We start from the raw sequence: 12,905 nt of genomic DNA, 5'->3' as shown, positions 1-12,905 counted from the left end.
GCGGATACCACCCGTCACGCGCATCCTCCCAGGTCAGGAACGCCCCGGCGGAAGCAGAGGTTCCAACTCCTGCCAGCGGCTGATCTCGCAGCCGTCCGTCCGGCTGAAGCGCGCGTCCACTTTGCGCCCCTGCCAGGTGCCGGTGATCTCGGCGGTGGCAGGGCCCCCGTACTGCTCGGAGCAGATCTGCCGCTTGGAGACGGGCGCGAAGGGATCCTTCCCCTCCTGGGCGAGCCGGTCCAGCTTCGCGCAGGCCTGCTCCGCGGAGGGATGGTCGCCGCCCGCGGGGCCGCATTCGAGTTGGTACTTGCGGTCCATCTGCCGGTTGCCGGTGTTGGACATGGTGATCGTCAGGCGGTCGGGCGTCGAGAGCAGCCGGCCCAGGGGCTCGGGCAGCGGGGGCAGTGGCCCGGCGGCCGCGGCGGCCAGGGCGGAGGTGACGGCGAAAGCGGCGAGACGCAGCATGAGGCACTCCAGGTCGTCCGTACGTCGTACGCCTGACCAACGACGTGGGTCCGCCGACGTTGCGTGCCGAGGGGGGTTTAAGGCTTTGCCCTCCGCCCGCCCCTCCTAGTACCGTGGGAGCGGATTGGTGAGGGGCCCTGCGCCTGTGTCATCATCTGCACGCACCTTCGTACGCGAGGGTGTGCTGGAGGCGTCGCCTAGTCCGGTCTATGGCGCCGCACTGCTAATGCGGTTTGGGGCTTACACCCCATCGAGGGTTCAAATCCCTCCGCCTCCGCACTTCACGAAGCCCCGGTCCATGCGGACCGGGGCTTCGGTGCGTTCGGGCGCCCGCTTCGTCCGTTCCGACGTCTGTGCGACCTCCGAAGCGTCCCGAACGTCGCAGGGGTGGCCGCGCGCGGGTTCGCCCGGGGTTTCCCGGGCCCAACCGGATGATCTTCTTCCAGAGCGTTTCCGCAGGTCGGAAGTGGTTTGGCTAATGGATTTCGCGTCCCGGCGAGGTCCATGTATTGTTGTTCTCGCAAGGCCAACGGGGCGCAAAACCCCAGCAGCCAAGCACTCGTAGCTTAACGGATAGAGCATCTGACTACGGATCAGAAGGTTGCAGGTTCGAATCCTGCCGAGTGCACAGCAGGGCAAAGGCCCCCAGGAGAAATCCTGGGGGCCTTTGTCGTATGCCCTGGCGGAGTCGGGCGGCGCGGGTCTCCTCCTTTGTGGGGAGGCGTACCCCGTGGGTGGTCAGGGGTGAGATGGCTCTGGAGAGGGACGCGGGTTACGGGTCGGCTTCCGTACGGTTCTTGAAGATCGCTCGAATCGGAAACCGGAACACGGGGGGCTCTCATGGGACTGTTCGGAAACGCGCACAGTGTGGATCCGGGGTCGGCGCAGCGGGACTACGCGCGGCTGCTGGGGCAGGGCGAGCAGGTGCATGCCGCGTATCTGCTGATCCGGGACACCATCCTGTTCACCGACCGGCGGCTGGTGCTCATCGACAAGCAGGGGCTCACGGGGAAGAAGGTCGAGTACCACTCCGTGCCCTACCGGAGCATCACGCACTTCTCCGTGGAGACCGCCGGTCACTTCGATCTCGACGCAGAGCTCAAGATCTGGATATCCGGGAGCTCGGCGCCGATCGAGAAGACCTTCACCAAGGGTGTCGACATCTACGAGGTGCAGGCGATCCTGACGCAGTTCGTCGCCCGGTAGCCGAGCGCCGCGCCGGCTGCCCTGCTCACAGGTGATCAGGCGGCCTTCAGGGTCCAGGGTGTTGCCGTTGGGGTAGCGGCCGGTCTTGCGGGGTTCGTTCAGGATCTCGTACGAGGTGAGGTCGCCTGCACCTGACAGCATCCCCCCTGAGAGTGGATTGCCGAATTTTGTTCGGTTTGATGGTGGGATTGCAGGATCAGGTACCGTCTTCGCGAGGGCCGACGGGCCCATGGGAGGAAGATCGCGTGGACGACATCGACCGGGCGCTCGTCCTGCGCCTGCAGGAGGACGCCGGCCAGTCGTACGCCGCGCTCGGCGCGGCCGTGGGGCTCTCGGCGGGGGCGACCCACGAGCGGGTCCGCAAACTGCGCGAGCGCGGGGTGATCCGGCGGACCACCGTCGAGGTGGATCCGGCGGCCGTCGGCAGCGGGGTGCTCGCCTACGTGATGGTCGACTCCAACGCCTGGATGGGCGAGTCCGCCGCCGCGTTCGCGGCGATCCCCGAGATCCAGGAGGCGCACATCATCGCGGGCAGTGCGTCGGTGCTGGTCAAGGTGCGCACGGCCTCGACCGGGCAGTTGCAGGACGTCCTGCGGCGCCTCTACGCCATCGACGGGGTCAGCGGTACGCACGCCACCGTCGTCCTGGACACCTTCTTCGAGCGGCCGCTCCCGCTGTGAGCTGGTGGTGCACCGGAATCCGGTGGAACGACGGGCAGCCCGCCATCGGTTGGTACGGCGAGCGGCGCGGCGAGCGGGCGAGCCTGCTCACCTACGGGCAGCGGCTGGCGTTCGTCGCCCGGGGGGAGCGGCGCTGCCTCGGAGTGCGGCGGGCCGGGAAGCGGACGCCCTGCCCCACCGGCGCCGCCGTGCCCGGCCGCGCCGGGAACGCGCAGTGCCCCGAATGCGCGCGGCTCGACCGCTCGTTCTCCGTGGCCGCCGACACCAATGCCGCCGATCCGCGCACCTACCGGGTCTACCTGGCGTGGTTCGGGCCCGGGATGGTCAAGGTCGGCATCACCGCCGAGGAGCGCGGCCGGGCCCGGCTGCTGGAGCAGGGTGCCGTGGCCTGGGCCTGGCTGGGGCGCGGGCCGCTGATGGCCACCCGGCGCACCGAGGAGCTGCTGCGGGCGGCGCTCGGGGTGCCCGACCGGATCGCGTACGCCCGTAAGCGCGCCGTACGGGCACACCTGCCGGCTGCGCCGGAACGGGCCCGGCAGGTCGCCGAGCTGCACGCACGGGCCGCCGCGCTGACCGGCTGGCCGGACTCGCTGGAACGGGTGGGATGCGAAGTCGCCGACCACGCGGGAGAGTTCGGGCTCGAGGGGCTGCCGGATCCCGCCCGGGTGATCACCGAGATGGTTCCCGGCGGGGTGGTCGTGGGGCAGCTGGTGGGTGCGGCCGGTCCCGATCTGCACTTCGCGGGCGGGCTGGTGGTGGACACCCGCCTGCTGGCCGGGTGGGAGCTCGTGGCCCCGGTGGACGAGGCCGCCGTGACCTCGGTGCCGGTGGCGGAGATCCCGTCTGCCGCGATGCACCCTCCGGCCGAGCAGGACGGGCTGTTCTGAGGAGTGCCGCCGCTTGGCGGGCCTGGCCGGGCATGGTCAAAAGTTGGATCCCTTTGGCCTGCCGGGGCTGATTCCGATGGACATGCCGGGGCGCGCCGCACAGGGTGGTGGGCATGAGCATTCAGCCCGTACCGGCCTTCGAACCGCCCTACCTGATGGCCGTTTTCAGCAATGTCCGCACCGACGACGACAGCGGTTACCCGCAGACCCTGGCACGGATGAACGAGATCGTCTCGGCGAACCCGGGCTTCCTCGGCTACGAGTCCGCGCGTAACCCGGGAGGCCTCGGGATCACCGTCGCCTACTTCCGCGACCACGAGTCCCTCAGGGCATGGCGGGAGGACCTGGAGCACCAGGCCGCCATCAAGCAGGGCCGCGAGGGCTGGTACGAGAGCTACACCCTGCACGTCGCGACCGTCGAGCGGAGCCACGGCTTTGCCCGCAACGGCTGAGGTGGTCCGCGTCTTCCGGGAGCGGCTCGGGCTGCCCGGACTGGTCGACGTACACACGCACTTCATGCCCGAGCGGGTCCTGGACAAGGTGTGGGACTACTTCGACGCGGTCGGTCCGCTGACCGGGGTCGCGTGGCCCATCACCTACCGGCACGAGGAGGAGCAGCGCGTCGCGCTCCTGCGGGAGTTCGGGGTCCGGGCCTTCACCGCCATGCTCTATCCGCACAAGCCGGCGATGGCGGCGTGGCTCAACGCCTGGTCCGCCGATTTCGCCGCCCGGACCGCCGACTGCCTGCACACGGCGACCTTCTTCCCGGAGGAGGGCGTGACCGCGTACGTGCGCCAGGCCCTCGACGCCGGGGCCCGGGTCTTCAAGGCACACCTCCAGGTCGGGGGCTACGACCCGAACGACGACCGGCTCGACCCCGTCTGGGGGCTGCTCGCCGAGGCCGGCGTCCCGACCGTGATCCACTGCGGCTCCGGTCCCGCCCCGGGCAAGCACACCGGGCCCGAGCCGATCGCCCGGCTGCTGGCCCGCCACCCGCGGCTGCCGCTGATCGTGGCCCACATGGGCATGCCCGAGTACGCCGACTTCCTGGACCTCGCCGACCGGTACTCCGAGGTGCGCCTCGACACCACCATGGCCTTCACCGACTTCTCCGAGCGGCTGAGCGGCTTCCCGCAGAGCGACCTCGGGCGGCTCGCCGACCTCGGCGACCGGATCCTGCTCGGCACCGACTTCCCGAACATCCCCTACCCCTACGAGCACCAGCTCGCCGCCCTCGAACGGCTCGGCCTGGGTGATGACTGGCTGCGGGCCGTCTGCCACGACAACGGCGCCCGGCTGTTCCGGCTCGACGGCTGAGTCCTGCCGCAGCGGCACGGCTGAGCCCTGCCGCAGCGGGCTCCTTCCGTTTCTCAGGAAATTCACAGGAAGGGACAAGAACGCTCTCAGGGGCGCCGGACAGCGTGGATGCATGACTGCGACGACCACCACCCACGCGTCCACGTCCACCAGCAACCCCACGGCCCTGGTGCGGCCCGACGGCGGGCCATGCCGGGTCCTCGTCGTCGACGACGAGGCCTCGCTCTCCGAGCTGCTGTCCATGGCCCTGCGCTACGAGGGCTGCGAGGTCCGCAGCGCCGGTGACGGGGCCGGTGCGGTACGGGCGGCCCGGGAGTTCCGGCCCGACGTCGTGGTCCTCGACATCATGCTCCCCGACATGGACGGGCTCGCCGTCCTGGGGCAGCTGCGCCGGGAGCTCCCGCAGGTCCCGGTGCTCTTCCTGACCGCCAAGGACTCCGTGGAAGACCGCATCGCGGGTCTGACGGCGGGCGGCGACGACTACGTCACCAAGCCGTTCAGCCTGGAGGAGGTCGTGGCCCGGCTGCGCGGCCTGGTCCGGCGTTCGGGCGCGGCGCAGGCGGCGCGCGGCGGCTCGGTGCTCGCCGTCGGCGATCTGCGGCTCGACGAGGACAGCCACGAGGTGGTCCGCGCCGGGCGGGAGATCCACCTGACCGCCACCGAGTTCGAGCTGCTGCGCTACCTGATGCGCAACCCGCGCCGGGTGCTCAGCAAGGCGCAGATCCTGGACCGGGTGTGGTCCTACGACTTCGGCGGCCAGGCCAATGTGGTCGAGCTGTACATCTCCTACTTGCGGCGGAAGCTGGAGAGCGGGCCGGGAATGGCGCCGCTGATCCACACCCGGCGCGGCGCCGGCTACCTGATCAAGCCGGCCGAATAGTGGCCCGTCGCACGAACCGGCGACCGCGTGCCCGTCGGCCCTGGTCGCTGCGGACCCGGCTGGTCGTCTCGGCGGTGGCACTGATCGCCGTGGTGGGCGCGGCCATCGGGTCCGTCACCACCCTCGCCCTGCGCTCGTACCTGGTCGACAAGCTCGACGAGCAGCTGCGGATCTCGGTCGACATGGCTGCCTCGCCGCTGGGAATGCAGAAGGCGCTCAGGGAGGGGAAGTCCGTCCTCGGCTCCCCGGGCACCCCGCTGGGCGCCGTCGGATTCCGCATGGACTCCGACGGCAAGGTGTTCGGGGCCGACCGCAGCGTGCGCGCCGAAGACCCCGAGCACGGCAACCAGCAGCCCCTCACCGAGGCCCAGACAGCCGTCCTCGCCAAGGCCCCTCGCGCGGCCGGGCCGGGCAGGGCCGAAGCGGTCAACCTGAGCCTTCCGGGGCTCGGGGCGTACCGGGTGCTGTCCGCGCCCGACGGAAGCGTCGTCCTCGGCTTCCCGCTGCACGAGGTCGACTCCACCGTGCGCACCCTGATCGCGGTGGAGGTCTGCGTCACCCTGGCGGGGCTGATCGCGGCCTCCCTCGCCGGGCAGGCCCTGGTCGGGGTCGCCCTGCGGCCGCTGCGCCGGGTCGCCGCCACCGCCACCCGGGTCTCCGAACTGCCCCTGCACAAGGGCGAACCCGCTCTCCACGAGCGGGTTCCGGATGCCGAGGCCGACCCCCGCACCGAAGTGGGCCAGGTCGGCGCGGCCATCAACCGGATGCTGGGCCATGTCTCCGCCGCCCTCACGGCCCGCCAGCAGAGCGAGACGCGGGTCCGGCAGTTCGTCGCCGACGCCAGCCACGAACTGCGCACCCCGCTGGCCTCCATCCGCGGCTACGCCGAACTGACCCGCCGGGGACGGGAGGAGCCGGGCCCCGACACCCGGCACGCGCTGGGCCGGATCGAGTCCGAGGCCACCCGTATGACCGGGCTGGTCGAGGACCTGCTGCTGCTGGCCCGGCTCGACGCGGGCCGCCCGCTCACCGCCGGGGACACGGACACCGACACCGACCTGGCCCCCCTCGTCATCGACGCCGTCAGCGATGCCCGGGCCGCCGGACCCGAGCACCACTGGCGGCTTTGCCTGCCCGACGAGCCCGCGCCCGTCCGCGGCGACCCGGCCCGCATCCAGCAGGTCCTGGTCAACCTCCTCGCCAACGCCCGCACCCACACCCCGCCCGGCACCACGGTCACCGCGCGTGTTTCACGTGAAACACGCGTCGTCCGGCTGCGGATCGAGGACGACGGGCCCGGCATCCCGCCCGCCCTGCTCCCCCACGTCTTCGAGCGCTTCGCCCGCGGCGACGCCTCCCGCTCCCGGGCGGCGGGCTCCACCGGCCTGGGACTCGCCATCGTCCAGGCCGTCGTCACCGCGCACGGCGGCCGGGTCGGCGTACGGAGCGAGCCCGGGCGGACCTGCTTCGAGGTCCTGCTGCCGCGCGCCCAGTCCGAGGGCCGGGTGCCCGTCGACTCGCAGCAGGACCCGCGGCCGGACCCGAAGCCGGACCCGCGGCCGGACCCGAAGCCGGACGTGCAGCCGGACCCGCAGCCGGATTCAAAGACGGGCCACAGGCTCACCACACAGAGGTGACAGGCCGCCCGGCGAGTGTCGGACCATGCGAACCGACACCTCTCCCGGGGCCCTTCCGGCACGGGCGCCCCTCGCGCCCGTGCCCGGCGAGCCCGTCCTCGACGTGGTGATCCCGGTCTTCAACGAGGAGAAGGACCTCGGCCCGTGCGTGCGCCGACTGCACGAGCACCTGAGCCGGACCTTCCCCTACCCCTTCCGGATCACGGTCGCCGACAACGCGAGCACCGACCGCACCCCCGAGGTCGCGGCCGGGCTGGCCGCCGCACTGGACTGCGTACGCAGCACCCGGCTGGAGGAGAAGGGCCGGGGCAGGGCCCTGCGCACCGTCTGGTCCGGTTCCGACGCGCCGGTCCTCGCGTACATGGACGTGGACCTCTCCACCGACCTGAACGCCCTGCTGCCGCTGGTCGCCCCGCTGATCTCCGGCCATTCCGACCTCGCCATCGGCACCCGCCTCGCCCGCTCCTCCCGGGTGGTGCGGGGAGCGAAGCGGGAGTTCGTCTCCCGCGCCTACAACCTCCTGCTGCGCTCCTCCCTCGCCGCCCGCTTCAGCGACGCCCAGTGCGGGTTCAAGGCCATCCGGCGGGAGGTCGCCGAGCGGCTGCTGCCGCTGGTGGAGGACTCCGGCTGGTTCTTCGACACCGAGCTGCTCGTGCTCGCCGAGCGCGCCGGGCTGCGGATCCACGAGGTGCCGGTCGACTGGGTCGACGACCCCGATTCCACCGTTCACATCGTCCGGACCGCCACCGAGGACCTCAAGGGCGTCTGGCGGGTGGGCCGGGCCCTGGCCGTCGGCGCGCTCCCGCTCGACCGGCTCGCCCGCCCCTTCGGCGACGACCCGCGCGACCGCGCCGCCCTGCCCGGGGTGGACCGCGGGCTGGCCCGCCAGCTCCTCGGCTTCTGTGCCGTCGGAGCCCTGTCGACCCTGCTGTACCTGCTGCTGTACTCCGCCTTCCGCGCCGGGACCGGCCCGCAGATCGCCAACGGCGCCGCCCTGCTGCTCTCCGCCGTCGCCAACACCGCCGCCAACCGCCGGCTCACCTTCGGCGTGCGCGGCCGGGACCGGGCCGTGCGCCACCAGGCCCAGGGGCTGGTGGTGTTCGCCATCGGACTGGCCCTGACCAGCGGTTCCCTCGCCGCCCTCGGGGCGGCCGCGGCCCACCCCGCGCACAGCACCGAACTGGCCGTACTGATCACGGCCAACCTCGCCGCCACCGTGCTGCGGTTCCTGCTCTTCCGCGCCTGGGTCTTTCCCGACCGGCGCGGCCCCGAGTTCCCTACGCCCAAGGACAGTCGATGACCACGGCAGCACTTCCGCTCTTCCCGGCCGCCGAGGCCCGGGCCCGAACCGGCCGGCCCCGCTGGGAACGGCCCGCGTTCACCGGGCTCCTGATCGCCACGGCCCTCCTGCTGCTGTGGGACCTGGGCTCCTCCGGCTACGCGAACTCCTTCTACTCCGCCGCCGTGCAGGCGGGCAGTGAGAGCTGGAAGGCCTTCTTCTTCGGCTCCTCGGACGCCGGGAACTCCATCACCGTCGACAAGCCCCCGGCCGCCCTGTGGCCGATGATGCTGTCGGTCCGGCTGTTCGGGCTCGGCTCCTGGCAGGTCCTCGTCCCGCAGGCCCTGATGGGCGTCGCGACGACCGCCGTGCTGTACGCCTCCGTACGACGCCAGTTCGGGCCGGGGGCCGCGCTGCTGAGCGGGGCCGCCTTCGCGCTCACGCCCGTCGCCGCGCTCATGTTCCGCTTCAACAACCCCGACGCACTGCTGACCCTGCTGCTCACGGTCACCGTGTACTGCGTCCTGCGCGCCCTCGACGGGGCGCGTACGAAGTGGCTGCTCTGGGCCGGTGTCGCGGTCGGGTTCGCCTTCCTCACCAAGACCCTGCAGGCCTTCGTCATCCTGCCGCCGCTCGCCGTGCTGTACGCCGTCTGCGCGCCCACCCCGCTGCGCAGGCGCCTGGGCCAGCTGCTGCTGGCCGGGCTCGCGATGGTGGTGGCCGGCGGCTGGTGGGTGGCCATCGTGGAACTGTGGCCCGCCTCCTCCCGCCCGTACATCGGCGGCTCGCAGAACAACTCCTTCCTGGAACTGACCCTCGGCTACAACGGGCTGGGGCGGATCAACGGCAACGAGACGGGCAGCGTCGGCGGCGGCGGACGAGCCGGTGGCGGCGGCGGAGGCGGCGGCTGGGGTGAGACGGGCATCGACCGGCTGTTCTCGGCCAATATCGGCGGTCAGATCTCCTGGCTGATGCCCGCGGCCCTGGTGCTGCTCGTGGCCGGGCTGGTCGTCACCTGGCGGGCCCGCCGGGCCACCGACTCGCTGGAGGGCATGGCCCGTGCGGCGTTCCTGGCCTGGGGCGGTTCGATGCTGATCACCGCGCTCGTCTTCAGCTACATGCAGGGCATCTTCCACGAGTACTACACCGTGGCGCTGGCGCCGTTCGTGGCCGCGCTGATCGGCATGGGCGTCGCCGTGCTGTGGGAGGAGCGGGGCACCCGGGCCGCGCTCCTCACCCTGTCCGGCACGCTCGCCCTGACCGCCGTCTGGTCGTACGTGCTTCTCGGCCGTGCCACCGGCTATCTGCCGTGGCTGCGCTGGGCGGTGCTGGTGGGCGGGCTGCTCGCAGCGGCCGCGCTGCCGTTCGCCGCGCGGGCCGGGCGCCGGGTGCTGCTGGCCATAGCGGCGCTGGGGCTGGGCGCGGCGCTGGCGGGACCTCTCGCGTACTGCCTGACCACCGTGAGCACCGGGCACACCGGCTCCATCGTGACGGCGGGGCCCGCGGTGGCGGGCGGCCGGGGCGGACCCGGCGGCATGATGCGCGGTGCGGGCGGGGCCGGCGAGATGCCCCAGGGCGTCCCCGGTGGTGCGGGCCAGGGCGGCGCCCCACATGGCGGCAACAACCCGCCGCAGGGCGGCATGCCGGGGGCCAGGCGCCCCAGGCGGGTCAGAACGGCGGCCCGGGCGGTGCGGGCGGTCAGGCCGGGCGCGGCCTCGAGCGCGCCGGCGGCGGCCAGGGTGGACCCGGCGGCCTGCTCGGCGGTACCCAGGTCAGCGCCGAGGCCAAGGCGGCCCTGAGCGCCGACGCCGACCGGTACACCTGGGCGGCGGCGGCCATCGGCTCGCAGAACGCGGCGAGTTACCAGCTGGCCACCGGTGCGCCGGTGATGGCGATCGGCGGCTTCAACGGCAGCGACCCCTCGCCGACCCTGGAGCAGTTCAAGCAGTACGTGCGGGACGGGAAGATCCACTGGTTCATCGCCCAGGGCAGCACCGGGGGAGCCACTGGCGGCGGCCCCGGCGAAGCAGCCGGAGGCATGCGCCAGGGCGGCCCGGGCGGAGCCACCGGCACCGCCATCGAGACCTGGATCAAGGCCACCTTCAAGGCCGGCACGGTCGGCGGAGCCACCTTCTACGACCTGACGGCTCCCACGTCCTGATCCGGCCCGACAGGCGCCACACCCCCTAGCATCAAGAGGGCGGACCGGGCATTCCGGGCTGATCCACCTGGCGTGAGGAGGGTGCCTCCATGGTGATCGCGGCCGATTCCGGTGATCCGCTACCGGTCGAGTCCAGCGTGTGGCTGACCGCCAGGCCCGCCGCACCCGCCAGACGCCGCAGCGAGGCGCCCTCCGGGCTCGACCGGGAGCGGATCACCGCCGCCACCGTGCGGCTGCTCGACTCCGAGGGGCTGGCCCGGTTCTCGATGCGGCGGCTCGCCGCCGGGCTCGGGGTCACCGCGATGTCCCTGTACTGGTACGTGGACACCAAGCACGAGCTGCTCGAACTCGCCCTGGACCGTGCGCTCGGCGAGCTGGCCCTGTCGGCCGGGCCCGCCCCTGAGGGCTGGCCCGGCCGGCTGCGGTCGCTGGCCCGGGGCTACCGCCGGCTTCTGACGGACCACCCCTGGGTGGCCCCGCTCACCGCGGCCTATCCGAACATCGGCCCGCACGCCCGGGCCTTCGACGCCGCCCTCCAGCGGCTGTTGGACGCCACGGGCCTCGCGGACTCCGCCCGGACCGGCGCCCACCTGGCCGTCTCGCAGTTCCTGCACGGCTGCGGGGGCGCGGCCCGGCGGGCGCCCGAGGGCGACTTCTGCCTCGCGCTCGACGTCCTGATCGCAGGCATCGAGGCCAAGGCCACCCCGTAGGTGTCTTGGCACTCAGGCCTTGGCCGCTACCTCCGCGGGGGCGGCGGCCGCCTCGGCGGAACCGGCCGCCGGAGCGTGGGCCTCGGGCTTCGACTTCAGCGCGACCTCCTTGATGAACAGGCAGAGCAGCAGCGCGAGCAGCGCGGTGGGCGCCGCGTAGAGGAAGACATCGCCCACGCCGTGCCCGTACGCCGACTCGATGACCGTACGGATGGGAGCCGGCAGCTTGTCGAGGTCCGGGATGGCGCCGCCGCCCGTGCCGCCGTGGCCGAGCGCCGCGGCCTTCGGGCCGAGCGCGGCCAGGCCGTCCTTCACGTACCCGGTGACCTGGTGCGCCATCAGCGCGCCGAGCGCCGAGACGCCCATGGCGCCGCCGAGCGAGCGGAAGAAGGTGACGACCGAGCTGGCCGCGCCCAGGTCCTCGGGGGCCACCTGGTTCTGGGTGGCGAGGACCAGGTTCTGCATCATCATGCCGAGGCCGAGGCCGGTGAGCGCCATGTAGATCGCGATGTGCCAGTACGGGGTGTCGTACCGCAGGGTGCCCAGCAGCCCCAGACCGGCGGTCAGCAGGACGCCTCCGACGACGAGCCAGGCCTTCCACTTACCCGTCTTGGTGATCACCTGACCGGAAACGGTGGAGGAGACGAAGAGCCCGCCGATCATCGGAATCGTGAGGATTCCGGACATCGTGGGGGACTCGCCACGGGCCAGCTGGAAGAACTGGCTGAAAAACACCGTGCCCGAGAACATCGCGACACCGACGAACAGCGAGGCCGCCGAGGCGAGGGTGATGGTCTTGTTGCGGAACAGCCGCAGCGGGATGATCGGGTCGCTCGCGCGGGACTCCACGAGGACGAAGAGCAGGCCGAGCGCCACCGCGCCGCCGGTCATCGCCCAGGTCTGCCACGAGATCCACTCGTACGAGTCGCCGGCCTGCGTGACCCAGATCAGCAGCAGCGAGACGGCCCCGCTGATCAGGAAGGCGCCCAGCCAGTCGACCTTGACCTCGCGGCGTACGACCGGCAGGTGCAGGGTGCGCTGGAGCACGATCAGGGCGATGATCGCGAAGGGCACGCCGACGTAGAAGCACCAGCGCCAGCCCAGCCACTCGGTGTCGGTGATGACACCGCCCAGCAGCGGACCGCCGACGGTGGCGACGGCGAAGACCGCGCCGAGGTAGCCGCTGTACCGGCCGCGCTCGCGCGGGGAGATCATCGCGGCCATCACGATCTGCGCGAGGGCGGACAGGCCGCCGACGCCGATGCCCTGGACCACGCGGCAGGCGATCAGGGTGCCGGTGTTCTGGGACATGCCCGCGACCACGGAGCCGAGGACGTAGATCACGAGGGAGATCTGGACCAGCAGCTTCTTGCTGAAGAGGTCGGACAGCTTGCCCCACAGCGGGGTGGCCGCGGTCATCGACAGCAGGGCAGCGGTGACCACCCAGGTGTACGAGGACTGCGTGCCGCCGAGGTCGCTGATGATCTGGGGCAGGGCGTTGGAGACGATCGTGGAGGACAGGATCGCCACGAACATGCCGAGCATCAGCCCGGAGAGGGCCTTCATGATCTGCGGGTGGGTCATGGTCATGGTCGTGGCCGTCGCCACGGGCGCGGTCGCGGGCGGGGTCACGGACGGGGGCGGGTTGTCGTTCGTCGTCTCCGACTGAACCATGTCTTTCCT

Annotated in this window: 11 protein-coding genes, 2 tRNA genes and 1 pseudogene; 12 read left to right on the top strand and 2 right to left on the bottom strand. The window is 72.1% G+C overall.

Annotated elements, in window-relative coordinates; translation table 11 throughout:
- Positions 1-33: 33 nt before the first annotated feature.
- Complete coding sequence (locus tag OHA89_RS18535) at positions 34-465, bottom strand: subtilase-type protease inhibitor (RefSeq protein WP_257555276.1); 432 nt, start codon at positions 463-465, stop codon at positions 34-36.
- Between the two features lie 186 nt (positions 466-651).
- Between OHA89_RS18535 and OHA89_RS18530 the strand changes: the two genes are divergently transcribed.
- The 12 genes and pseudogenes from OHA89_RS18530 (at position 652) to OHA89_RS18475 (ending at position 11,222) form a co-directional block, all read left to right on the top strand.
- Positions 652-742 (top strand) — tRNA-Ser (locus OHA89_RS18530).
- A gap of 278 nt (positions 743-1,020) precedes the next feature.
- A tRNA-Arg gene (locus OHA89_RS18525) sits at positions 1,021-1,093 on the top strand.
- Between the two features lie 212 nt (positions 1,094-1,305).
- A complete protein-coding gene (locus tag OHA89_RS18520) occupies positions 1,306-1,671 on the top strand; it encodes a PH domain-containing protein (RefSeq protein WP_257555274.1) in 366 nt (121 codons plus the stop codon).
- A 245-nt stretch (positions 1,672-1,916) separates the two neighbouring features.
- On the top strand, positions 1,917-2,351 hold the full coding sequence (locus tag OHA89_RS18515; protein ID WP_266608786.1) for an Lrp/AsnC family transcriptional regulator: 435 nt from the start codon (positions 1,917-1,919) through the stop codon (positions 2,349-2,351).
- Entirely contained in the window at positions 2,348-3,238 is an 891-nt protein-coding gene (locus OHA89_RS18510) for a DUF2797 domain-containing protein (protein WP_406366668.1), read from the top strand. The genes OHA89_RS18515 and OHA89_RS18510 overlap by 4 nt, the downstream gene beginning before the upstream one ends.
- Before the next feature lie 113 nt (positions 3,239-3,351).
- On the top strand, positions 3,352-3,690 hold the full coding sequence (locus OHA89_RS18505) for an antibiotic biosynthesis monooxygenase (RefSeq protein ID WP_215139710.1): 339 nt from the start codon (positions 3,352-3,354) through the stop codon (positions 3,688-3,690).
- Positions 3,674-4,555 (top strand): amidohydrolase family protein, encoded by an 882-nt coding sequence (locus OHA89_RS18500; protein WP_266608782.1) that lies wholly within the window; start codon positions 3,674-3,676, stop codon positions 4,553-4,555. The genes OHA89_RS18505 and OHA89_RS18500 overlap by 17 nt, the downstream gene beginning before the upstream one ends.
- A gap of 112 nt (positions 4,556-4,667) precedes the next feature.
- The gene (locus OHA89_RS18495; RefSeq protein ID WP_285443920.1) at positions 4,668-5,435 is read left to right on the top strand and encodes a response regulator transcription factor; all 768 of its coding nucleotides are present in this window, start codon (positions 4,668-4,670) and stop codon (positions 5,433-5,435) included.
- Positions 5,435-7,072: an ATP-binding protein gene (locus OHA89_RS18490; protein WP_406366666.1), complete on the top strand. Its 1,638-nt coding sequence runs from the start codon at positions 5,435-5,437 to the stop codon at positions 7,070-7,072. The genes OHA89_RS18495 and OHA89_RS18490 overlap by 1 nt, the downstream gene beginning before the upstream one ends.
- 25 nt (positions 7,073-7,097) lie before the next feature.
- Entirely contained in the window at positions 7,098-8,372 is a 1,275-nt protein-coding gene (locus OHA89_RS18485; RefSeq protein WP_266608778.1) for a bifunctional glycosyltransferase family 2/GtrA family protein, read from the top strand.
- Positions 8,369-10,512: pseudogene (locus OHA89_RS18480) on the top strand (glycosyltransferase family 39 protein). The gene OHA89_RS18485 and the pseudogene OHA89_RS18480 overlap by 4 nt, the downstream one beginning before the upstream one ends.
- Before the next feature lie 89 nt (positions 10,513-10,601).
- The gene (locus OHA89_RS18475) at positions 10,602-11,222 is read left to right on the top strand and encodes a TetR/AcrR family transcriptional regulator (RefSeq protein ID WP_266608774.1); all 621 of its coding nucleotides are present in this window, start codon (positions 10,602-10,604) and stop codon (positions 11,220-11,222) included.
- 12 nt (positions 11,223-11,234) lie between these two features.
- On the opposite strand, the gene OHA89_RS18470 is transcribed toward OHA89_RS18475, so the two are convergent.
- Positions 11,235-12,806 (bottom strand): MDR family MFS transporter, encoded by a 1,572-nt coding sequence (locus OHA89_RS18470; protein ID WP_323186054.1) that lies wholly within the window; start codon positions 12,804-12,806, stop codon positions 11,235-11,237.
- Positions 12,807-12,905: the final 99 nt, after the last annotated feature.

Origin of the sequence: Streptomyces sp. NBC_01546, assembly GCF_045208355.1 — a bacterium.
In the GTDB taxonomy this organism is placed as follows: domain Bacteria; phylum Actinomycetota; class Actinomycetes; order Streptomycetales; family Streptomycetaceae; genus Streptomyces.
Note: the sequence above shows the minus strand (reverse complement) of the source record. Positions and strands in the feature narration are given on the sequence as shown.